17 protein-coding genes, 1 other RNA gene and 1 pseudogene are annotated in these 23,697 nt (G+C 42.0%); all 19 read right to left on the reverse strand.

Annotated features, from left to right (window positions below; genetic code table 11):
• The 19 genes and pseudogenes from ACIFQN_RS16100 to ACIFQN_RS16190 all read right to left on the reverse strand — a co-directional run bounded on the left by ACIFQN_RS16100 (position 1) and on the right by ACIFQN_RS16190 (position 23,650).
• A complete protein-coding gene (locus tag ACIFQN_RS16100; protein WP_429834047.1) occupies positions 1 to 1,350 on the reverse strand; it encodes an MFS transporter in 1,350 nt (449 codons plus the stop codon).
• 397 nt (positions 1,351 to 1,747) lie between these two features.
• Complete coding sequence (locus ACIFQN_RS16105) at positions 1,748 to 3,307, reverse strand: serine hydrolase domain-containing protein (protein ID WP_429834048.1); 1,560 nt, start codon at positions 3,305 to 3,307, stop codon at positions 1,748 to 1,750.
• 462 nt (positions 3,308 to 3,769) lie between these two features.
• A pseudogene (locus ACIFQN_RS16110) lies at positions 3,770 to 3,922 on the reverse strand (transposase); the annotation flags it as partial.
• A 103-nt stretch (positions 3,923 to 4,025) separates the two neighbouring features.
• The gene (locus tag ACIFQN_RS16115) at positions 4,026 to 5,147 is read right to left on the reverse strand and encodes a Ger(x)C family spore germination protein (RefSeq protein WP_429834049.1); all 1,122 of its coding nucleotides are present in this window, start codon (positions 5,145 to 5,147) and stop codon (positions 4,026 to 4,028) included.
• Between the two features lie 5 nt (positions 5,148 to 5,152).
• Entirely contained in the window at positions 5,153 to 6,238 is a 1,086-nt protein-coding gene (locus tag ACIFQN_RS16120) for a GerAB/ArcD/ProY family transporter (protein WP_429834050.1), read from the reverse strand.
• On the reverse strand, positions 6,219 to 7,691 hold the full coding sequence (locus ACIFQN_RS16125) for a spore germination protein (protein WP_429834051.1): 1,473 nt from the start codon (positions 7,689 to 7,691) through the stop codon (positions 6,219 to 6,221). The genes ACIFQN_RS16120 and ACIFQN_RS16125 overlap by 20 nt, the downstream gene beginning before the upstream one ends.
• Before the next feature lie 169 nt (positions 7,692 to 7,860).
• On the reverse strand, positions 7,861 to 8,859 hold the full coding sequence (locus ACIFQN_RS16130; protein ID WP_429834052.1) for a metal-dependent hydrolase: 999 nt from the start codon (positions 8,857 to 8,859) through the stop codon (positions 7,861 to 7,863).
• Positions 8,860 to 8,862: 3 nt separating this feature from the next.
• Positions 8,863 to 9,177, reverse strand: a complete 315-nt coding sequence (locus tag ACIFQN_RS16135; protein ID WP_429834053.1) for a hypothetical protein — start codon at positions 9,175 to 9,177, stop codon at positions 8,863 to 8,865.
• Between the two features lie 185 nt (positions 9,178 to 9,362).
• Positions 9,363 to 9,758 (reverse strand): GNAT family N-acetyltransferase, encoded by a 396-nt coding sequence (locus ACIFQN_RS16140; RefSeq protein ID WP_429834054.1) that lies wholly within the window; start codon positions 9,756 to 9,758, stop codon positions 9,363 to 9,365.
• 559 nt (positions 9,759 to 10,317) lie between these two features.
• On the reverse strand, positions 10,318 to 12,198 hold the full coding sequence (locus ACIFQN_RS16145) for a UvrD-helicase domain-containing protein (protein WP_429834055.1): 1,881 nt from the start codon (positions 12,196 to 12,198) through the stop codon (positions 10,318 to 10,320).
• Entirely contained in the window at positions 12,195 to 14,273 is a 2,079-nt protein-coding gene (locus ACIFQN_RS16150; protein WP_429834056.1) for an ATP-dependent nuclease, read from the reverse strand. The genes ACIFQN_RS16145 and ACIFQN_RS16150 overlap by 4 nt, the downstream gene beginning before the upstream one ends.
• A gap of 382 nt (positions 14,274 to 14,655) precedes the next feature.
• Positions 14,656 to 14,953: a transfer-messenger RNA gene (gene ssrA, locus ACIFQN_RS16155) on the reverse strand.
• Positions 14,906 to 16,057: an HNH endonuclease gene (locus tag ACIFQN_RS16160; RefSeq protein ID WP_429834057.1), complete on the reverse strand. Its 1,152-nt coding sequence runs from the start codon at positions 16,055 to 16,057 to the stop codon at positions 14,906 to 14,908. Before ACIFQN_RS16160 ends, ssrA begins: the two co-directional genes overlap by 48 nt.
• A 189-nt stretch (positions 16,058 to 16,246) precedes the next feature.
• Positions 16,247 to 16,990: a hypothetical protein gene (locus tag ACIFQN_RS16165; protein WP_429834058.1), complete on the reverse strand. Its 744-nt coding sequence runs from the start codon at positions 16,988 to 16,990 to the stop codon at positions 16,247 to 16,249.
• Positions 16,991 to 17,407: 417 nt separating this feature from the next.
• Positions 17,408 to 17,932 (reverse strand): CDP-diacylglycerol--serine O-phosphatidyltransferase, encoded by a 525-nt coding sequence (gene pssA / locus ACIFQN_RS16170; protein WP_429834147.1) that lies wholly within the window; start codon positions 17,930 to 17,932, stop codon positions 17,408 to 17,410.
• Between the two features lie 477 nt (positions 17,933 to 18,409).
• Positions 18,410 to 19,648: an MFS transporter gene (locus ACIFQN_RS16175; RefSeq protein ID WP_429834059.1), complete on the reverse strand. Its 1,239-nt coding sequence runs from the start codon at positions 19,646 to 19,648 to the stop codon at positions 18,410 to 18,412.
• A gap of 20 nt (positions 19,649 to 19,668) precedes the next feature.
• The gene (locus ACIFQN_RS16180) at positions 19,669 to 21,255 is read right to left on the reverse strand and encodes an N-acyl-D-amino-acid deacylase family protein (RefSeq protein ID WP_429834060.1); all 1,587 of its coding nucleotides are present in this window, start codon (positions 21,253 to 21,255) and stop codon (positions 19,669 to 19,671) included.
• Between the two features lie 54 nt (positions 21,256 to 21,309).
• Positions 21,310 to 22,623: a transcriptional regulator gene (locus ACIFQN_RS16185; RefSeq protein ID WP_429834061.1), complete on the reverse strand. Its 1,314-nt coding sequence runs from the start codon at positions 22,621 to 22,623 to the stop codon at positions 21,310 to 21,312.
• 424 nt (positions 22,624 to 23,047) lie between these two features.
• Entirely contained in the window at positions 23,048 to 23,650 is a 603-nt protein-coding gene (locus tag ACIFQN_RS16190) for a uracil-DNA glycosylase (protein ID WP_429834062.1), read from the reverse strand.
• Positions 23,651 to 23,697 lie beyond the last annotated feature (47 nt).

The raw sequence follows: 23,697 nt of genomic DNA on the forward strand, positions 1-23,697 counted from the left end.
CTATTGTTTGACGGCCATATCCATTGGCGACAGATGGTCCGGCAATGCTTCTTTGCCTGAAGCGCCTTGGTCGGTTTTGATCTGTCCTTCTTTCAGGAAAAGAGACAACATTGCTGCAGCAGCCGCGCAAATAGCGAAAAATACAAACACTTTGCCAAAATATTGGGAACCGTTCGCTCCAACTTCCACCAGATATCCGGCTATGAGCGGAGAAACAAACGATCCCATTTGCCCGATTCCGTTTACCATTCCAACGACGCTTCCGACGACTTCTTTCGGGTACCGGTTTTGTGCGGATGCAATGATAGAACCGAGGTTCATATTGACAAAAAATCCTGAGAGCAGCAGGAGCGTCAGCAAAATGCCAGTATTGCCTTTCTCAACCGTACCGAGCAGCCACAAAACCGGGACGCAACCCAAATAAGAGATTAAGGCAACCGGCTTCATTCTCAAAAACACTTTATCCATCAGCCATCCACCGAGAAAAACGGAAAATATTGCGATAATGTAAGGGGCCGATGCGAATAAGCCCATTTGTTTAAGGTCCATGCCATGCTGTTTGACGAGAAACGTCGTTAGCCAACTCGTAAGTCCCCATAAAACCATACAATGAAGGAACAATATGCCGGCATAAACATAAAAATAGGCGTCTTTCAGAAAAAGGCGGTTGCTCTTCCTTCGGTCTCCAACTTCTTGCGTGGAATCTTGTACGATGATTTCGTATTCTTCTGCTCTTAATCTCCCTTTATCCAGCATTTCCTTAGGAGAATCACTGACAAAATACCACAAAGCAAACAATCCTATCATGCCCGGAATTGCAAGCAAATAAAAAATCGGTCGCCATTGGCCATCAAAGAAGGAGGCAGATAAAAAGGTCAAGATGATAGGCGCAAGGGCAGGCGCGACCGCCGATGACCCCGTAAAGAACGCGATGGCGCGTCCCCGTTCCTTTAGCGGAAACCAGTGGTTGATGGTCCGGGAAGCCGGCGTGTAATGATGCCCTTCCCCGTATCCCAAACCGAGCCTGAGCACAATGAATTGAGTAAAGTTTTTAACAGTGCCCGTCAAAAAAGTAATGGCGGTAAATACGATGATTGAAAAGGTCATGATCTTTTTGGAACCGAATTTGTCGGCAAGAAATCCGGAAACGACCTGAGCTATGGCGTAGGCGAAGAAAAACACGGATGCAGCATATCCTACCTGAACCGGTGTAAGATTAAGATCGGTTTGTATATTCGGAAGGAAAACCAAAACAGCCAATCGGTCAAAATAATTAATAATATAGACAAGCCAAACAATCAATAGCACGATAATTCGGTATTTCCAAAGTAACGCTGAACCTCTTTTCATCGGTATGCCCTCCCGAACGGAATAGAATATAACAACATTATTTTAAATACCCGATCGTTTCTTTCAGAGTATAATCGTTTCCCAATAAACAGTCAGGATTTGTCAGCGCTTTCATAAAATCTCACCGAAACCGAACGATGACACATAATTAAAAATGTTTAGAATATACTTAACACAAAAATGTAATTCCTTTCATTTATTCCCAAAGCGGCACGATCAAACCTTTTCGGCAAAATTTTGAGATGAGTATGATATGATAACTGCATCCCACCGGGTGTGGGCTGACTGCTACCACCCATGGATACCGCCCTCCTTTGCTTGATAATTGGCTTGCGAAACCATTTCTCAGTAAAGCAAAGGAGGACTTTTTTCCATCATGCCTCACAGCACTTCCTTCTCAAGACATAAATTGAATATCCATGGTGGGAATGTTTATCTCACCGTGCGCAACTTCATCCGGCTGGACATAAGCCCCCAGTGTCCCTGTTGTCAGCCGAGCCATAATCTCCACATGGTTTTCTTCGAAACAAAAATACACGCTTTTTTCCACGGTGGTTTCAATCCAGCGTGCTTTCACCTCAAAAAGGTTATCCTTCGTCCATGCACCACTTAACAAAACTTCTTTGGGTGTATGTTTCGGCACAATCACCTGGTTTGCCGCCCTAGTTCCGTCAAGCGCCACCCGGACCTCATAAGGTAAATCGTTTTCAAAATATTTAATCATACACGAACGACTTGAGAATTCCATCGTGAAGCTCTGTATACCACCGGATACGCGAATACCGGTACCTTTGTATTCTCTTGGTTCAAACCCAGTAAGAAAGGTAAATGCACCTTCGGATATATGAAAAGACTTTCCTGAAATTCTATTTGCTATAGTAGAAAATGGTCGATAGTCGGGTACAGGCAATGCTAATTTCTTCAGGCGAAGGCGTAATTTCTTCAACAAATCCGGGTTTTCAGGCAGTATCTCTTGCTTTACCCCTGGCAATAGCACGTCATAAATAATTTTCAAGATATTTTGTGTGTCTTTATCTGGACAGGTCTGATTGATTGCCACAACCATATTTTCCTTTGGGAAGACGATAGAAAATTGGCCTTGAGAACCTTCGGCCCGAAATGCGCCGTCATAGCTGCACATCCACATCTGATAACCGTAACCGGCATTACCATCCGGCCCGCTGGATACCTGCATCCCATCCGGAAAATAAGCAATTGTGTTATTGATTTGCGGTGTAGTGGCCAGCTTGACATACTCTTCAGACAAAATTCGCTCTCCGTTCCAAATGCCCTTCTGCAAATACAACTGCATCAAGCGCAGGTTATTTTCCGTCGTTGAAAACACCCCTCCTGCACCCCATTCATAATTTCCGGGAATGATTGTCCAATATAACTGCTCTGTGTTCATTCCAATCTTGTCATAAAGTCTATGCCTCAGGTATTCATCCATGGTTTGACCGGTCACTTTATGTATAATAGCGCCAAGCGTATTGCTCCCCATGGAGTTGTACATGAATACCGTACCCGGTTGATAATCAACCTTCATTTTCATGAAATTTTCCAACCAACCCTCGCCCTCGGGCCCCATTTCTTTCATGCCCACACTCATTGATAACAGGTGTCGAACCTTCAGTGCAGAAAGGTTTTCGTTTTCAAGCTCCGGTGCATATTCAGGAAATATGTCGACAAGTCTGTCGTCGAGAGATAGGACTCCCTCCGTAACGGCGATACCAATGGCTGTGGCTGTATATGTTTTACTCACTGACCAACAAATATGTGCACGACCGGGTACATAAGGAGCCCACCATCCTTCTGCGAAAACCTTCCCGTCACGCATGATCATCAGACTGTGCATCTCGCTAAAACCGCAACCTTCAAGAGCATCTATTAGATTCCATACAGCTTGACTGGAAACCCCTACTGATTCTGGTGAACAGCGTAAAAGCTCATTTTTCATATTCAAGATCTCCTTTTTTAAATGATACTTGCGAATATAAATTTCTGATAATGTTAACTAACTGATAAGAAAGGTCTAAGGGAAAAAAGAGGCTCAATATTCGAGTCGATGTCACCTCCTTATATAAGCTAAATAACTAAATTCAATTATATCCCCAAAGTTACAGTTGTACAAATATTAGACAAATTCCGAAAACTCATCATGATCGTAATCCAATGGGTACACTGTTCGTTCCCCCTTCCCCTTGTGCGACATCTATTTTCGTAAGGAAAGGACAGGCCGAGCGGATGCATTCGTCTGTCCTTTACGAGGTTAAGTTAAATTTTTAAGTTGGACGCAAACAGAACGAAGGATCCCCGGTTTATGGCGAACGGGAGTGGCTGCCGCATAAAGTTGTTTTAACGTGTAGAAGTTTCCTTCATCTAATGGCGTTGTTTACGATCATTTATCATGCCGATGACCTCGATCCAGCCGAAGCCCGCACTGATAGCGGAAGCGAAGATCCACATCCAACCGATGATGCAAACCCGAAAACGAATCAATGTTTTCAAGCGGTGCGGCTAATAATGCTCGGAGAATACTTTGCCTGCAATGTTCGACAGCACCACGGGGTGAAGTCCTTTTTTATGCTCGTAAAACCCTGAGGCTCAAGGGCTCGGATTTCTGCAAAATGCTCAAAAACAAAAAAGCCACCCGTTCGGGTGACATCACCGATTTTTTAGTTAATAATCCCTTTTTTAGTAATTTCTACTTGAACTACAGGAACAAATTGCACTTTTTTATAGTTGCTCCCCCAGTCTTTCTTCTGCTTCTCCCAAATATCAGGATGGAAAGCCATGAGCTGTCTGCCGATCCCTAATCCGTCGCAGCGGGCTTCTTGCAATTTTTTTAGCGTTTTTTTTCCCAAATCGTTCATCTCTTTAGATAGAATCCGGTTTAATTGGGCAACCATTTTTTTATCACTTAAGCGATCCTTAGGATATTCAACTATACTCACTTTTAGCTTCAGATCCAGCCTGACCGTGATTTGATTGTCCGGTTGAATCAACACCTCCATCTTTCGCTTTGATTTTTCTATATTAAAGGTCACAAAATGCTTGGCGTTTTGTTGACCCATCTGGTTACTTACTTTTTTGGTGAGTCTCGTCAATTTCCCCTTTTTGTCTTTCAATAATAAAAACATGGTCGATTCATCATGGCTGAGTGTCCCTGTAAACTGGTGCTTGTGAAACATGGCAGTTCGCGAAGCATCTACTCGGTCCCCTTTTATCGTGAGGTATGGCAAAACAAAATCCTCTCCGGGGTCCATCATCACAGGGTAAATGGTTTCAATGTTCACTTTTGGAACGGCTGTAGCCTCTTCGTTGCTCTTGATTAATTCATCTATTTCTTCTGCAATTAAAACATTCCCTACTTTTTTCAGGGATAACATGTCTTTCGCCCTCCCTTGTACCACTCCGATCCTTGCATTTAAAGCGCTTTTCGGATCGCGGTAAAAAATATCGAGGATCGGATAAATATCTTGTTTTGCCAGCTCTTCTCCAATGAGAACGATCCGATTTTTGTAAATGCGAAGCAGGCGGGATATCTGATCATCCGCTTTATCGCGGGTTTCCCTTGGCGTATTGCCAACCGTGTGTATAATATCGTTTTTAGGACTCTGTTGTTCGCCAATAGGCATGTCCCGGATAACAAAGGTGGATAGAAGCTCTCCATTCGGCGCGAGATCGAACCCTCCTCCATACAACAAACGAGCATTCTTTAAAAGATCTTGATCCCAACATCCAGTCATCAATAGGAGAACAAAAATAACCGTGCTTGAAAAGCAGATCCTTTTCATCTGGTTTACGCCCTCCTTGTGCGTGAAAAATACGAAAAGATGAGTAAGATCAAAGGAAGTCCAACCGCAAATGTATAATGTGCAATCTTAAGTATTCGATCGTAAAGGTCGGAGATCGCTGGATCTTGCGCAATCATAGCCAGGATAAAGACAATCAAAGCAGCATAGAGGACTGCCTTTTTATGTTCACCCCGGTGAAAAAAGCGACCCAAGCCTGCTGTTGACATGTATAACCAAGAGGAAGTAGCGGTTCCAACAATAAAAATCCACAAAGAAAAAAAGATTAAGTCGATCCGTTGGATAATCTGGAAGGAAAACCCTTTCAGCATATAAAGGGGAGGCTCCGAAACAAAGGGCATGACTCCCGGGCTGAAAATGACTAAACACGTAAACACCTCAAATGCGTAAAAAAGGGTAATCACCATATTCCCTAAAGATGCTGCCTTTAATTTCCCACCCTCTTTCCCTTCAACGAAAGAATAAATCACCAACAGAACTTCGTACCCCACTAAAGGATACACTGCCTCATTCGCACTCTTGATGATTTTCCACCATCCTACTTCCAAGATGGGAAACATGTAGCTAAAATTCGCGTTTGCATAACCGAGCAAGGATAGTATCACCATGACAATGATCGTTAACGAAGAGATGACAAACATTCTGGCCATCACTCGAACGTTTTCTTTCGCCAAATATATACAGGTGAGAAGGGTGAGAATTAATAATGCCCATCTTGGCGTTGTTTGCAGCACCCACTTTCCCGTAATATCGGCAAATTTGCTTAATAGCGTTCCCGTAAAAAACAGGAAGTAGCCAATATAAGCAAAACCAAGCAGATTCCCGAGAAGATTTCCGGTGATTTTCGGCAAGAAACTGAAAATCGTATCGGAAGGAAACCGTCTGCAAAGAGCCCAAAGAATCAAAATAACCACTTGTACGGCCAATCCGGCGATCAAGGTAGATATCCACCCGGCTCCCTTGGAGATTGCCTGCATTTTATGGGGAAGGGATAAAATTCCGACCCCTACTTGAGACTGCATAACAAAAAACATGAGCTGCCCCTGCGTAATTCTATTCTTTTCCGGGATCATCGTTTTCCCACCCTCTTGAATATCTTTCTTGATTTAGTCGTTTTGGATGCGGGTCATGGGGACGCTGATTCAAACTCCAGATTGGAAAGCGGACAAATGTATCCTTCAAATCTTTGATTCGCAGAGGCATAACCGGCGCAAAATAGGCGGTACCAAAGGTCTCTAATTTACATAAGTGGATGAAGATAAAAAGCAAACCATACGTGATCCCGATCAATCCGAACAACGCGGAAAGGATCATGAGCGGGAAACCCAGAATGCGAGTAGCCGTACTTATTTCATTAGACGGGGCCACAAATGAGGAAATAGCGGTCAAGGCGACAACGATAACCATGGGATAGGAAACAAATCCAGCTCGCACGACCGCATCACCGATGACCAAACCGCCAACAATGCCGATGGTTTGACCGACTCGGCTTGGCAAACGAATCCCTGCTTCGCGAAGCACCTCTAGGATAATCTGCATCAGTAATGCTTCTACAATAGGTGGAAATGGAACTCGGTCGATACTGCTTTTTACCGTAAAAATCAAATTTGATGGAAGAATTTCGGGATGAAAGCCAACAATGGCAATATATAAAGCAGGTACTAGAGTTGCGGTGATAAAGCTCATCAAACGAATCATGCGAATGAACGACCCGGCTATCCACCTGCTGTGATAATCATCCGGGCTTTGAAAAAAAGCAAAGAAAGTAACGGGCAAAATCAGTGCATTCGGGTCTCCATCAGTTACCAGAACGACACGGCCTTCCATGAGATGGGCTACCGCCCGATCCGGCCTTTCCGTAAATAAGATTTGTGGAAATAGAGAAAACGGATTATCCTCAATCAATTCGGCAATGAATCCGGGTGAGATAGTGGTATCCATCGCAATGGAACCAAGCCTGCGATCGACTTCCTTGACCAGATCCGGATTCACTAGATCGTGCATATAGAGAAGCGCCAATTTCGTTTTGGCTGCCTCTCCGGCCTCATAATAACGAACGACCAAGTCGGGATCCTCAATGCGCTTTCGAATCAGATACAGATTCGTGATGAGATGCTCGATGAAACCATCATGAGCGCCGCGAACGACCCCTTCGTTCACTGGCTCTGAGATACTTCGTTTATAATCTGCAGCGACTCCGACAATCAAAGCTTCTTCTATACCTTCAAATAACAATACGCAATTACCTTGAACTAAGGCTTGGGGCAACCGGCTGAGATTCGATATCCTCTCAATCCCCACAGAAACAATGATCTCATCTACCGTTCCTACTTTCGTTTCTTCTAAAGGCTGAATGATCTCTTTTTGAATTCTCTGTTGATCAGACAGGGATTCCAGAAAGAAGATAAGCCCCTCCAATTGATTAAACCGAATGCTCCGCCACTTCAGATCACTTGAATGAAATAGCTGGTTTTGAATGTGTTCCTTATTTTTCTGTAAAGAAAGAGATACGCTTACTTCCATCATGTTACTTCTCCTGAATTACATCCAATTTTTCTTATTTTAACCATTAAGAGGGGCATTATCCTAACATTCGCAGTAGCCTTCTTGTATTGCGAAGATGCCTAGAAACGCAAAGAAACCACCCTCATCAGGTGGCATCCATATAAACGAAAGCAATTTTGTCAGGCCCCCCTTATACAAACGGAGGGGCCCACGCTTTTTTTCTCCATCCCAGTTGATGATGCACGACATTGAGATCCCTGTCTAGCCGGACGTCCACACCGAAGGGCAGCTTGCGGTTGTACCAGAAACGAACATCGCTCCAAACCACTTCATAGCCGTCCTGACACTCTTTCCAGGTGACGTGGATTCGCTGGGCAAAGCCGAGAAACGTACGTACACCGTCGACACCGACCGTTGCCTGGATAATATCATTACGCTGCTGCTTGGGATAAATCTCCTCCAGTATCACATGCGCGTATTCGATCTTTCCTGTATAAAACACCTCTGGCGTCTCCACGACAAACCGCCAATGAAACGGGTGAAAACTCGGGATGACATGGCACACGCCCTTCTTTTCGAGCGCTGATGCTACGCGCTTGACCAATCGCCCATGCTGCCAAGCACGCACTCCAACGTAGAGCAAGGTGATACCGTATGCCGCAGGAAAGAGTATCCATGCCTCTCCCCCAAAAGCGAGCCACCAGACAGCTGCTACCGAATGAAGCCCGAATAGAAACGGCTCAAAGATCGCCAACACATCCAAATGGACCCAACGACGGTTGATCGGGCGTACGCATTGGACACCGTACGCATTTAGCATATCGAGAAAGACATGGAATACCACCGCGATCCACGTCCAGAAATATAAGACGCCCATCTGTCCCATCACATCAAAAGCCCACGCCAAAGGGAGGCTGATGACGAGCGGCCAAAGGAATAAAGCGGGGATCGAATGAGTAATGCCCCGATGATAACGAATGTAAAAGGAAAAACCGCGCAATCTGGCTGCCGTATCAAAATCAGGTGCATGTGATCCTACGACTGTGGCAATCATCAGCGCCTGACTCACCGCCGGATCATTCCCGACAAGTGCAGTCGCGTGTGCCAATCCCGCCAACAACGCCAAATAAGAGATGGCTACCTGTGTCCACGATGATACCTCCCCGCAGTGTGCTCTTCGGTTGTCCATCTTTCATCCATCCCCTGTTGGGCAAAAACGCTTTCCTCCGTGCTTCGGCAAGCGGCTGCTTACAAACAGCAATTCGTAGAGAGTCAGGCAAACCTGGTAAAAATATTGTTTGCGCAAGTACTGCACAGGAGCCTGTGCCCCGAGAATGACGCTCATGTTGTCTTTCACTCGTTGACTGATGGGGCCTCCAAAACGGGCCAACAACTGAGCAGCCATCGAAAAGAGAGTTAGCAAAAAGGGGCGCGGGATCCATTCGAGAATCCTGCCTAGCAAACGAACGCGCTTTGGACGTGTCAACCACCCTATCCAGCGGTACATGCCGACCCACCCTCTCTTTTCTTAGGTTATCGCTCGATAAACCGACGACGGTATTTTTCCGTGATTTGCTTTTGCTCCAGGACGACAAAGTAATCGGTGCTCCTCAAGATAGGATCAAAAGCAGGCTCCAAGGCAAGCTCGGCACCTAGCCAGAGATAGCCTTTCATCAAGGGGGGCAGTAGACGCTACATCTCCTTGAGACTTTCTTCTGCCTGAACAGGTTGGATTCCCACCCGCCGATTTTCTGGGCGTGGATAAACGAGATATCGATCGGTAAGAAAGGAAAAGCGGTGCAACAGCGCATGAATACGGTTCAACCGTTCGGCATCGATCACTCGCAAACTGGCGCAACCAACCAGATAGTCATAACCATGCTCGTTTACATAGTCAGCGATCCCTTCCCACAGCAGTTGAATCACCCTGCCGTTGCGGTAGGCAGGATCCACACAGCTTCGGCCGAGCTCCAGCATCCGTGTGCGAGGGAGAAGAGATTGACTGAGGTCGAACAGCGTTTCCGAGAAAAAACCACCAGTCGTCAAAGCGATCCTGATCCAGCCTTCGTTCATTTTCTCCGTCTGCAAGTCCAGCCTCTTCGATAAAAGCCTCGTAGCGAAGCTTCCATACTTGCTGACGTTCGTCATCGTGATCAGCCAGTTTCACCGCAAGTGATACTTGACGCTGTTCTACGAGCTTTCCTGTATTCTCCATTTGATCTCCCCCTTTGCTATTGTCCCAAGGTGATCCTTTCTCTTTCACTCTACTCGCGAATGACTTCCATTCGATAAATCGCAGGTAAAGGTTTTCCGAAGATTGCAGGTGAGATCTTTACGATATTTACATGAATGCGGAATTTTCTGGAGAATAATACGGAAAAGCTTCCCGGAATACAGGAAGCTTTTTGTTAATTGCAAAGCTGTACTTTACCATTAATCAAAGCTGCATGTGCATGAGAGTACTTCTGGCTTGATGTATTGCGTGCTAGAAGAAAAAAAGCCACTCTCATCAGGTGGCTTAGCTTATGTATTTGGTGAAGGCGGGTCGTGGCAGCTCAAATCCACGATCTGTCGTATAAAACTAAATTAATTTAGTAAGGCATCCTCCCTCTACTAGGACGCCCAGTATTAAGACCAATAGAATTCCCTACTTTGCTTCCCCAAAATATTCTTGATACTTCTCCTCGAAATCTCGTGTGAACGAAATGCTTTGTCCAATATTCGCTGACTTCCATAGATTATAAAATAGCTTAATCTTACTTGTAGAATTCTTATCAGCACCCCTTTTTATACAGGTAGTAATATATAACCGTTCGATTGCTCTGGATATGGCTACAAAAAATGTACACAATTCTTCATCTGGACTACCAAAAAAAGCAGAATCCTCTAAACCAATGAGAAATACAGTATTATATTCTAGCCCTTTACTTTTGTGAATTGTCATGATTGGGATTGAATGGATACCTTTAAATCTTTCAATGGAGAGTATCCAATCCTTACATTGTGAAAATTCCTTCCATACCAATCCTACAAATTGTCCTGTCAATAATTCCACATAACCTTTATTGTATTGTCTGTAGAGTCCATGTAGTAGTTCCTGATCAAAATACCGCAACATTCCTTTAGTAAGATCTAAAAGGTCTTCCTCAGTTGAAATCGTAGGAAGTCTATGGCGAACAGACTCAAGATAAATGTTGAAGCGATTTTCAAGATCGATTAATAATGTGTCTGGTGTCCTTGCTGAGTAGCCCTTTAATCTCCTTAATATCCCTATCAAAAATGTCCATTCATCAGGCGATTTTACGTTTGAGGCTAGTTGAAATACACATTGATAAATAAGAATAAGATCTTCCTTTAATAAAGTCTGATATTGTTCTTCTACACGAGATTCAATATTTAGTTTTTTTAACAAAGAGATAATGTTACTGGTGTATTCTGCTGGTAGTTTTCTAGTTAAAATGCAAATATCACTGCACTTTAATCGATTCTGATCCATTAAAACTTTTATTTTGTTACTCACAACCATAGCTTCATGTTCCTCGTTAAGAAATTGCCATACCTCGGATACCCCTTCATCCCCGGACCATCTATCGTTTGGCTTAATATCTAGAGACTGACCTATTAATTTCTCGATGACCGGCTTTTGCAATCTAACAAGTCGCGGTGCAGATCTATGATTGACTAGCATTGTTTCACTGCTTGCAAAAAAATCTTTCTTAAACAATTCAAAAACTTTCTCAAGCGCTCCTGCCCAACCCATTACACGCTGTTTGTTATCACCTACAGCTGTAAGTATACAGTCAGTCCCCATAAAACAACTTTTAATTAGGTCATAGTGATGTCTAGGTGTGTCTTGAAACTCATCTAAAAAGATATGACCATAAGCAAATCGGATAGATTTCCAGACTGCTGGGTTCGTTCGTACAATCAATTCAGCTAATCGTGCAATCATTGCAAATGTAAGTTTGGGTTTTAACTTACCTTTTCCTCTTAGCATAACTGGCCAAACTTTCCTTGCGATATCTCCATATTCAGTCTCGGCAAAAGGCAGTTTAAATTCTGCCAAATAAGAATTTGTGTAGAATTTATTCTTTACTTCGGTCTGATAGCCAGTGGCAATGAAAGCTTCTTTTACATCTTTTATTGAAGCAATTTCATAATCCACTGCGGGTTGTAATTCTAACGGTAATAAATTACCAAATTGATCAAGAATTGTTTTAGCAAATGCATCGTATGTTCTTGAAGCAAATCTCTTGGAAAGCAAATCACCGCATCTTTCTTTGACTCGACTTTCCAAATTTTTTGCAGCATCTACTTTATAGCTTAACGCTAGTATTTGGCGAGGATAAATACTCTTATTTGTTTGGAGCAAGAAAGTCGCTCGTTGTGCCAATAGCTCTGTTTTTCCAGCACCTGGACCTGCCGAGACCATCATATTACTTTCAGAAGTAATCACCTTTAGAGTTACTGGGTCAAAAGACAAATTACTGGCAGGCTTCCATTCATTAATGGTTATGTATCTATTCAAACTGTATCCTCCCTTATTTGTAGCTTTGTTTTAATTGAATCTGCTATTCTATTAAAAACGCTAGGCAAAGCTACCCGTAAAACATCGTCTTCTGTTTGTGAGAGCATTTTCATATGTGTAGAAGGCTTTCCTCGGTAAAGAAATAGGTATTTATACCAGATCATCATTTCTTTTTGATGATCAGAATAGTATTTACCTTCTTTTTCTTCATCTTTTAGTGTACAAGCAATATCCAGCTCTAAACGTGCTTTGTATTCATCACTTTTTTTATCCGACTCATTCAGTTCCAGTATTTTTTTGTTGGTTTTCCCTACCTTAAGCTTAGGACCTTCACTAGACTCTAGTTGTGATGTATACCCCTCAAAATAACTTTCTAGCATTAAAAAATCGATATCAAGTGGTGTACTAAAAAATACATTATATCTTTCTAAGTAGTTTATCCACCCCTGCAGTTCATAGCTCATCCCAGGATCCCAATTATGCATTTCCTTAAGTCTATCATCACTCAAAATTGTTCCATCACTGAGTTCAAGTAATTCGTTTTTTTTCACTCCATTTAATATTAACTGGTCTAAAATATATTTTATTCGGCCCCATCCTCCGCCACCTCGTTCCAAGTCCAAATCTAGAAGTGTAATGAATGGAATGTCCAACTGATAAAGAAGCCTCCAGAAATGATTAACATGTCTGCCACCTAGGGGTACAACCGAAATCTCATTTACATTGATATTTACATCAATCAAGTCCAATATGCGTGGAATAATAATTTCTTCACTGTCCCCTTCTCCAAGTAAAACGAGGCTCGAAAAATAAATTTCAGGGTAAGCTTTAACAGCCTCTTTAACATACTTATAGGCAGCTTCATCATCCTTTGGTAATAAAACTGACCTAGTAATAGTAGATTTTTTAATCTTACACATGCGAAAATGTTTGATTTCGGTTGGGTCAACTCTTTTAACAATTGCGGGACTATGGGATGAAAGAATTACTTGGGCATTATTTTGATCTGATATAGACTGGAGATTGTGTATGATTTTCCCTAATAAGTGAGGGGCTACGTGATTCTCTGGTTCTTCCACAGCAACGATTGTCAAGCATGGTGGTATAATGCTAAATAAGCGATCATCTATAGACTTCTCTGGATCTTCCAGCATTTCACGTAACGTTATCTCTTCCGTCTTTAGGAGTGATCCGACCAGGGAGAAGTAGAACAGAGATCGTAACCCATCTCCGAGAGTATCCACGGTATACCCATTTTCTACTTCTGTTGGTGAAAAAAAAGGGTCTATTTTTTTCAAGATGCTTTCGATATCTTGGGTATTAAAGTGCAAATCAACTTCCGAATATCTTACATCCTTATGATAGGTCTTCCATTGGTCTTTGATAATATCTTTTACCTGCGCAATCCCACTGTGCTGATTTAGGATTTCTTTTACACCGTGCATTTTCACGCTAATCAATTCTTTGAATGAATTATCAAAATTAATTCGTTGAATAAGTCTCCATAGTAACGTTCCAGCTACCATTCTTAGTTGTGTAGAAGGATCTCTAAGCGCAGGGACATAAATCATTTTAATTTGTGATAATTGAGATTGTGTAATTCCCTTCTTGTGTTGATTCGTTACGATTGTATCCTCTGGTGCAACGATAAAAAAGCAACTGGTCTCTATTAATCCTTCAGGTTGATTACTTCGCTTCCAACTTGATTCCAAACGGATTCGAATATACGGTGGCTTATTGTCCGTAGCATCGACAACAAAGTTTTGGAAAAATATCGGTACAGTAAATTTTTCAGTACCATTTTCCTTTATTACCTCCGGAAACTCGAATATCACTTCAATACTTAAATCATTCTCAAGAATAGTATCTGGATTTACGTCAGAAGGTACATGGAAATCAGCTCTTGTGATCTCTCTGTCTCTTCCTGATTCACCAAACAATTTAAGCAACGCATTAAAGAAAGTAGTCTTACCACTACTGTTGCTCCCAATTAATGTCGTAAGGTCTGATACCGATATTATCTCCTCTTCCCCAAAAGCCCGGAAATTCCTGATTTTTACTTTAACTAGTTTCATAAACATCTCCTCATCTTATCGATAAAGTTATTAGATCTACTAAATAAATATTGTAAAACGTTAAAATAAATGGATGTTAAAAATATTTGACAAAAAGAGATATTTTTCCTCCATTGAGATAATCACTTGAAAATAAGTCTCAATTTGACAGTTAATCTGAAGAATACATGTCATTCAATTAGTGAAGTACACACAATTATCTACAGCAAAAAAGGACAGCCATCTCAGAAGAAACTCTGTAATAACTGTCCGCTACGTTCAAATATTATATAACATTGTAAAACTTTCCTGAAATCACGAAATTCATTAGTACTTTGTTGAAAGAGCCAATCTATAAACTGTCCATAGATGTTATATTCAAACTCAAAACTGTGAATACGTATGGTGGAGGGGGGGATTCGAACCCCCGTCCGAAAACAGCGATACATGAGCATCTCCGAGCGCAGTCACTCATTTAGATTTCGGTGATGGATTCGGGGAGTGACGCGCTGACCCAGCACCTAGCCTGATTGATCTTCTTCCTTTGTCCCCAGGCGGAGACTTCCGGCGTATCCCACTAAAGTTGAGCGCTAGTTACGCCACATGGGCGATGGAGTAGTAGCGCCTCACTGGTTATTACATCCTCACTTTAATTAAATAATAAAAGGAGGGAGATCAGAAAATGAATTCATTTCCACCTCTAAAGCCTGAAGATCTGGATGAATACTATCTTTCTCTATCTTATGCGCAATATAAGAGGAAAGTGGAATAGGCCCTGCAAATTTTTGTAGTCCAGGGGTTATAACATAAATTAAGCCTACATCACCTATTCTACCTTTCCAATGCTCAGGCTCCGAGGATATTCTAATAACAGCGATTTGCCGCTCGTAAAAGCTAGCGTACAAATTTATACTTTCTCCACTCTTCATAATGACCAAGGAGTGTCCCCCTGACCAATTAAGAAATTCTTTTGTATTTTGTTCCAATTGATGATCAAAAAAGCCTGCACCATGAAGCGGAATATTTTCACGCTCTTGGTAACCCTTCGTCCACAAAAATTTACGTAGTAAAATAGCAGAATCACTGCTAATAAAATCTTCACTCAGAAGGATACTCCCCAATCCCAATGCAACCTTTGCTAAAAAACGATCTCCATATCCCATATTTAATCCCATAGAAATCTCATGGTTTTTGCCACCTAATTGTCTTAGTTGCTGGTGTAAATCTTGATGTTCAGCTGGGATATCTGAAAAGCGTCCACCTTTTGGGGTCGGGCCATTTCCTAGAAATAGGGTAGAGTGTTTAAAATTTTCTACAAACGAATAAACAATTGCCGGATGCCACTTTGGATTATTGGATCGTCCAAATAGAAAAGCAAAGCCATGATCGATTTGGTTTCGCCTCGCATGAGTTGGAATACCTACCATCGGGCCTACATCTGGCTCTTCAGGATACGGTTCGTGAAAGTGATATATCGTATCGCCTGTTGGCCCCATCCAAAACTCACAAATTTTATTTTGATAAGATATGCCTTTCATTATTCCCATATAAGTCAATGGAAGTATTGGATTCTTTGAAAAATCAATATACTTCATAGCAACTTCAGCCCTGCTATTTTGTGTCATCCAACTTTTAATAAATGGACCATCTACATACACTCCACACAAGTTGTTACATCGTCTACAAACATTTCTTATCAAAAAGGGATTTACGGGACTAATATTTCCTCCGATTGCTTTAGGGATTATGTGCTCATCCGTAAACTCTTCATTTGGTTTTTCTCCCCCGCAGTAAACACATAGCACGCGTTTCCCCTCCTAAAATTGTTTGACCTAAAAATCTCATTTTTATAATGCATCTGCAATAGTAGGAACGTATTGTAAATCAAATGGAATACTCGCCCAGTTTCCACATGAATCTTGACAACTATTTTCCGGGAATAACATAGTGAAAAACCTCTTTAAGTAGTTGTTATCTGAATTGAACGCTTTTACTTATAAATTCTCCGTACTATGTAAATTAAAATCATAGTTCAACAATTCTTCCTTTTTTATCACCTTAACTTTCTTACAGTTAAACGACTGATGATGGTCTCCAATAAGGAATTCATCCTTATTTAAAGGGTGAAGTAGGTACCACTTCTTAATTCCTTCTGCGCTTTCCACTTCAATATACACAACTTTTTTCACTATAAATTCAAACACTTTAGAAAGAGGTTTAAATAGGACAACAACTAACCCAGATATTAAAAACAAAAAGACAAACATGACAATATCGTACTCAATTGATTTGTTTGTAACATTATCAAACAATTGAGTTCCCACAAAATAACTCGGAAGAAACATGCAAGATATAGCATATAAAAGCAAACTTAATGCAGTCCAAATCCTCTGCTTCCCTTGGGGAACATTTTTTAAAGTTATTCCTTTATCAGCCATCCAAAACACGAATAAATAACCTAGAACTACTACGATGGACGCAAAAATGGCTATCCAACTTCTATACCAACTTGGATGATCAGAAAATACATCACCCATCATTATCATGAACATTGATATAATAATCATGTTAAAAATAAAATGAACAATTGAATAAAGAACCCTTCGTTCCTTTGAGTAAATCGCTCTCTCGATATCATTGGCAGTGATAAATGTTACTAGTCTTATCTTTACAAGTATTAAAAGCCCAGAAATGATTGCCGTGGAAAAACGTAATTCCGTTAAAAATTTAGATATCAAATCTTCCAGAAGAATCCCTCCTATTTATCTACTTAATATTATCTGAAAGCCTTCCTTTTCTTTCTCCTTTTCATAATACATGATTTCTTTCATACTTCGACAAAATACTGTAAATCCTTAAATTCTACAAAATGCTAACTTCAACGAGTACTATCGAAAACCTTGTTATATCGATCCTTTCCGAAACATTTGAACATAAAAGCGCCCTTAAAAAAAAACAAAAAAGCCACCTCAACAGGTGACATCACTGATATGTATTGGTGGAGGCGTGGGGGATTCGAACCCCAGTCCGACGCCAGTACCCGAATGGTGAATCAGCGATACAGTAGCGTCTCACAGGTTATTGTACGAGCAAGCGCTCGATTGCAATCTCGAATACGTTTTGTTTCAACAGATTGAGCCAAAGCCTTAAGCTTTTTATAATTTTTTCATGCGTATTGGACTTACCATCAAAATAGCGAGCAAAATGGTTATAAAAGAATTGCTATAGAGAAATAACCCCATACCCGCCATTATCAGTCCTGAGAGAGTAATGGGAATCCCCAGAAAGTACCCGATTGTCGGTTTCGCGCTAAATCTCGCTAATCGAAAGGCTCCCATTGCAGGGTAAAGAACAAAGGCAAGTGAGGTTAGCAAAGAATGCGGGGATAAAGTGTGGAAAAGCAAAGCGGGGGCAACCCCGAAACTGACTACATCTGCAAGCGAGTCCAATTCAACTCCCAACTCACTATCCACTTTTAATTTTCTTGCAATTTTTCCATCGAACAAATCGAGAAAAGCGGCTAAAAAAATTAGAAGGGCCGCCATTCGCAAATAACCACTCATAATAAAGGTAATCGAGAATAGACCACTCAATAAATTTCCCATTGTAAATGCATTAGGCAACCATTTGACAAATCGAGAGGATAAGTCCCCCTTTCCACAACGATAAAATCCAAGAATGGTATCTCATATTTATTGTATCTATTAGTCACTGGAGTATTCATTACGGGAATGAACAATGAAGAACGTTTGTTTGCACAAAAACCAGAATAATAGAAAGGACTAGGTGTATTATGACTGATGTTATGGTGTTAGCTCTGCAGTAAGTCCTGCAGAAATATAATAAAGGCGAATGCATCCTTGTTTAGGAGCTTCGCCTTTCGAACGGTTAACTAGATAAAATCTTACTCATCACACTCAACTTTTCTTTGTACGTATTATCGAACCTATGGTTATATTTTCTGCTTGTGGTGCCCATATCCGAATGACCCATCATTTCTGAGATTATTAATCAAATCTTCTTCAAAGTAAGGGGATACAATCATCACGGAACAGTAATCGTGTCACTCTGCAGGGACCCCGGCGTTATCTCGAACACGACTGGATTGCCACAGAGAATACATTCTGATATGATCGTGGAGCCACACAATTATATCCTTATGAAACAAGTGTATCCGTAGCCTTGGAATGCAACGATTTATGTGCATCATCAAGTGTGAAGCAAGCGATTACAGAAATAATTGCGGAAAAGATTAGGAAATAGAACGCAGCGTTGTAGGAACCGTTAAAGGCAGAAATCAAAAAGCCCATGACCATTGGGGAAATAAACCCCGCCACTTGACCTCCAAAGTTAATCATCCCTGCTGCAGATCCCATTATCTCCGTTGGAAGTACCTTTAGCGGCAGCGACCAAATACAAGCGAATCCAACGTATAGGAAAAATGCTGACAAAATTTGAAATATAACAGCTAATTCAAGTGATGCGGTTTTAAACATTAGATAGAGAAAAAGCGCGCCTAACACTTCGACGACAATCGCAAAATATTTTTCCTTCCCAACAAAATACTTGTCTACCACCCATCCACCGGCAATCATGGCAATCCCACCAGCAAGGAAAGGAAGCGAAGCGACGAACCCGGCATGTAGCAGATCTAAATGACGAACTTTAAGTAGATAGGATGGCAGCCAGGAAGCAAATCCCCATAGAACGACGTCCAATCCGAACCAAGCGATCACCAGTTTCCACATTGTGGGCGTACGAAGCAAATCTTTCATAGACAATTTTTTCACTGTATGTTTTTCTACTTGCATACCTTGCATTGTTGGCTTTTTTAAGAATATCCAGTACAGCACGACAAAAATAAATCCGATACATCCGATCACAAAAAACATGTTTCTCCAGCCTAACCAAAGCATCATTGGGGCCGCAAATAAGGGGGCAAGGCCTGCACCAAAGGCATTGGATGAAAGCATAAACGATTGGGCTTTTGCTCTTTCCTCTTTAGGAAAGTATTCAGCAATGGCTTTCGAACTTGCTGCAGGGAAACCACTTTCCCCCACTCCGAAAAAGAAGCGAATGAGCAGTAATGACGTTAAAGACCAGGCAAACCCTGTGAATATGGTGAACAGAGACCACGTAGCAATTCCAATTATCATGATTTTCTTGGAACCGTATTTATCCGCTAACCAACCACCGGGGATTTGGAATAACGCATAGCCAGCAAAAAAACTACTTATAACCACACCTAAGGAAGCTTCGGACAAATGCAAGTCTTTTCCAATGTCCGCAAGAGCGACGCTTACAACCATGCGATCCAAGTAAGATACAATCCAGCCCGCAAACAATAAAACAAGAATAAAATATTTGTTCTGCGCCAAAGGTGCTACTCGACTCATAGTTTCACCCCAATTTATTTTTAAGTTTGATTTTGCCTTTTGATAAATCTCCCATTTTTGACTAGGCTAAATTCTCCATTACGAACAATCGGATAGCCATTAACAAACACATGCGTAAACCCAATGGCAATTTCTGAAGGATTCTCATATGACGCAACGTCATCCACCGTTTTTGGATCAAATACTACCAGATCGGCATATGCTCCTTCACGGATGATTCCGCGATCCTTCAGACCTAATTTTTTCGCTGGGAATGAAGTCATCTTGCGAATGGCGTCTTCTAAATGAAGAACTTTCTCATCTCTTGTATAATGGCCTAATACTCTTGCGAAGGTTCCGAAGTAGCGAGGATGCGTTTTCCCCGGGTCCGGAATGCCGTCGGAACCAATCATGGTCTCAGGCTGCTTCATAATGAATCGAACATCCTCTTCGCTCATCATGAATACAACCATCGTGGCGGTGCCTTCTTCTTCAATCAAGGTATCCATGAGGGCGGTTAGTGGATCTTGACCGCGCTTTTTAGAAATTTCCTCCATGCTCTTCCCTTCGATTTCTTTGTTGTTTTTGGCTGAGGCGACAAATACTTGATCCCAGCCAGAGCTTTTTATGATGTTATCCCAACCTGGAATTCCATGCTCCATATCGTAGCGAATTCTTTGTCTGCATTCCTCGTCGTGAAGACGCTCCAACATTTCCGCTACCCCACCTTCATGGCACCAAGGGGGCAATAGGACGGATAGGAGGGTGCTTCCAGCCGTATACGGATATAAATCCATATCGACATCAACGCCATCTTCTCTTGCTTGCTTGATCAGTGGGATTGTAATCCGTTTGGGCTTTCCCCAATTTGCCTTGCCTGCTGCTTTATGGTGAGAGATTTGAACGGCAATATTTGAGTTGCGTCCAATAGTGATCGCTTCCTTGACCGATTCTTCTACAAGATCTGATTCATTGCGCACGTGTGTCGTATAGATACCGCCATAGTTCCGAACAACCTGACAAAGTTCAATCAATTCCTCCATTGTGCTGTATACCCCCGGTGGATAGATCAATCCGCTGGAAAGTCCAAAGGCACCTTGCTCCATTGTTTCGGCCAAAAGCTTTTTCATGAATTCCATTTCATCATCTGTTGCGGGACGTTTGTCAAATCCCATAGCGGCAATACGTATAGAACCGTGTCCGACCAAAGGGATCATATTTGTTACAATGCCTCGGGAGGTAGTCACCTCAGCGAACTCTGCGAGATTAGACCAACTCCATTCTATGTCACCAAAAATGCTGCTCAGATATTTTTTTAACAGTGGCGCATTTTCCGCACGAACCGGAAAAGCACTCATACCGCAGTTACCGATTACTTCCGTGGTCACTCCCTGCATGATTTTTCCCTTCGATAGTTCAGGAAGAAATGATGCATTGTCTGAATGTGTGTGGATATCAATAAAACCTGGTGCAACCGCTAGTCCCCGAACATCAATTTCTTCATCGGCAGAAAATCCACTAACATTGCCAACGCGAGCGATGCGGTCCCCGCTGATGGCGATATCTGCAGCGTACCAGGAATTTCCGCTCCCATCATAAACCCTGCAATTACGTAAAATAATGTTCATGTAACCACCTCATTTTTATAGTCGAACTATTGCTGGTATTCTGAAAATGAAATTTTATACATCTTTCTTTTCATCCAACAGATACAACCTATACAATTGCCTTGGTCTCCCCCTATGAATCGGCTGTTCTTCTCCAACAACGGTTGCTAACTGACTGCGTTCAAGTACATTGAGGATACGGTTCGCACTCCTGCTTGTTAGTCCGAGACTATTAGCTACATCAAGGGTTGTGATTTCTTTATTCTCGATGTTCTCATAAAAGGAACACAGCTTATTTATCGTCGCAATGCTTAGGCCGGTTGCTTTTGCAAGGTGCATGCGAAAAGAATTCTCACTGCGCAGAGAGTACTGCAGCTGTCCTTTTCCAAGTGGTCCGCATACGATCCCGTTCAGATCCACCACATAACAGCTTCGGCTATCAAATTCCGCTTTGTTAAGAGCTTGCCTGGCATTGATGCCGGCTTCATGCGCCGTATGGCCGAACCCAATTCCGAGAGAGGTCTCAATATCAATCTTCATAGCGATTTCATTTAATAGCGGAACTTTTTTAAAGTTGGAAGTGGATTTTTCAATTGCCCCTCGGGTTGTGATGAATCGGACTTCATCACGCTCTGACCATTCGAAAATAGCTTGGGCTTCTTCCCCGAAGTCAATTAGCAGGTGTTGTAGGGCAGCTCTCTTGCGTTCTGTACCGTAGTGCGGATAATCATCCACAAATGGACCTTTTAATCGAAGGATACCTATTGCAATTTGAGTGTTCCTGTGGTGTAATGTTTTTCCTTCTAACAGGACATTTTGAAGACTAGCACGTATAGACAACTTCGTTGGTGTAACTCTGTGTACAACTACGCCCAGTTCTTTTAGTGCTTCATAGACAGATGTTACACAGGTTACAGCCGCATGTATTTTTTTATCCAACCACAATGCGTAATGAAACTGAACCAGTTCTTCTGCGTCTTGGTCCGGATTGATGTAGACCTTTTCAAGCGGTATCTCGAGTTCCTCCAAACAATCCTCGACCTCTGCTCGATCTAATGTGTCGATACTGCATCTCAAGGAAGAAGTACTTTGATCAAGAACGTTCTCTGTAATAAATTTAAAGAAAATCTTATACAGCGAAGTACCATTAAGTGGAACATATACCATAGGTTTATCCGTAATTTGACTCTTTTTCGCCATATCGTAAGGAATAGGTCCTCCAAACAAGAAAATATCGCAATCGTTAGCATGCTTCTTCACTATTTCCAAAGTTTCTTGTTGGTGTACATACGGACATTGTAGGAATTGAATACCTCCATAGGAAGCTCCTACTTCTAAAATTCGGTTCACTACATCTTGCGGAGCGATAACACCTACCCTAGTTTCCATAAAATTCCTCCCCCCCTATAAATTAAGTTTTTCTCTCTCAATCTCGCTATTTCACCGTTTTTAAATTCTCACTGGATACGCTTTCAAGAAGAATATCGTCGAGCTTAATAAATATGGATTCAGAGGGGGTGTTCCATCAGGGGGAGCCCCTGGTTTTCAAAAATATGGATGCATAATGGATCTCCGCCCCTTAACCGAATCTTTCTAAAAAACAGAATAGTTAGTTTAGCGTTATGACTATATTAACTATCCGTAATTTTAAAGTAAATGTCTTTTAATAGACCTTAAAAACAGGAGAAAAAGAGAAAAGGGCGTAGTCCGTTCTTTCCTCTTTTGAGAAACTACAGATATCCAATTTCCTTCAAACTCGTGCCACTTGCAAAAAAATATGGCAGTATCTTCATAGCGCTTACGAATCTAAGCTCTATCCGGTTTTCCTGACGATTATTTGGTTTTGGTAGATTTCATCACAGGCTGCCTTAAGGAACTTCCAATCAGAAACAAAATGCATCCATAGGTTGGGGCGCCTGCGAACAGCCAAAGGATGGTAGGAAACTGCTGTTAGAATTCCCCTTGGCGAATGCCACTCTTGCCGCAAGTTTTTAACTTCCGCCTCTTGGTCTACGAAAAAGACTTGTGTAGCCACATTTCCTAAACAAAAAACAAACCGGGGCGGCTTGCTTTGCAGTTGAGCAAGCAGATGCTGCATGTATGCCTCTCTCGCTTTCGCCTTGTCGTAAGCCCGAACAGGCCGTCGCTTTAAAACATAGGTGACGTATAAATCTTGTTCGCGAAACCCTACCTCATAGGCCGCTTTTTGCATCGTCTCCCTCGTCCCACATAGAAATGGATTCCCCTCCCGATTTTCTCTTGCCCCCGGATTATCGAGCAGAATCATGACAGAAGCATTTGGGTTCCCCTCTCCCCAGATCATCCGAGAATGTTGAAAAAGTCCGCAATCCATACAGTTCTCGGTACCTTTCGGGGGCATATCTTCGGGCCAGATGGTTGGGCAATTGTTGTGCATATAGGTCACTCCCGATCGCTTTTTGGTTGTATCTTTTTTATAGGATG

It is taken from the genome of Brevibacillus sp. NRS-1366 (assembly GCF_050467985.1).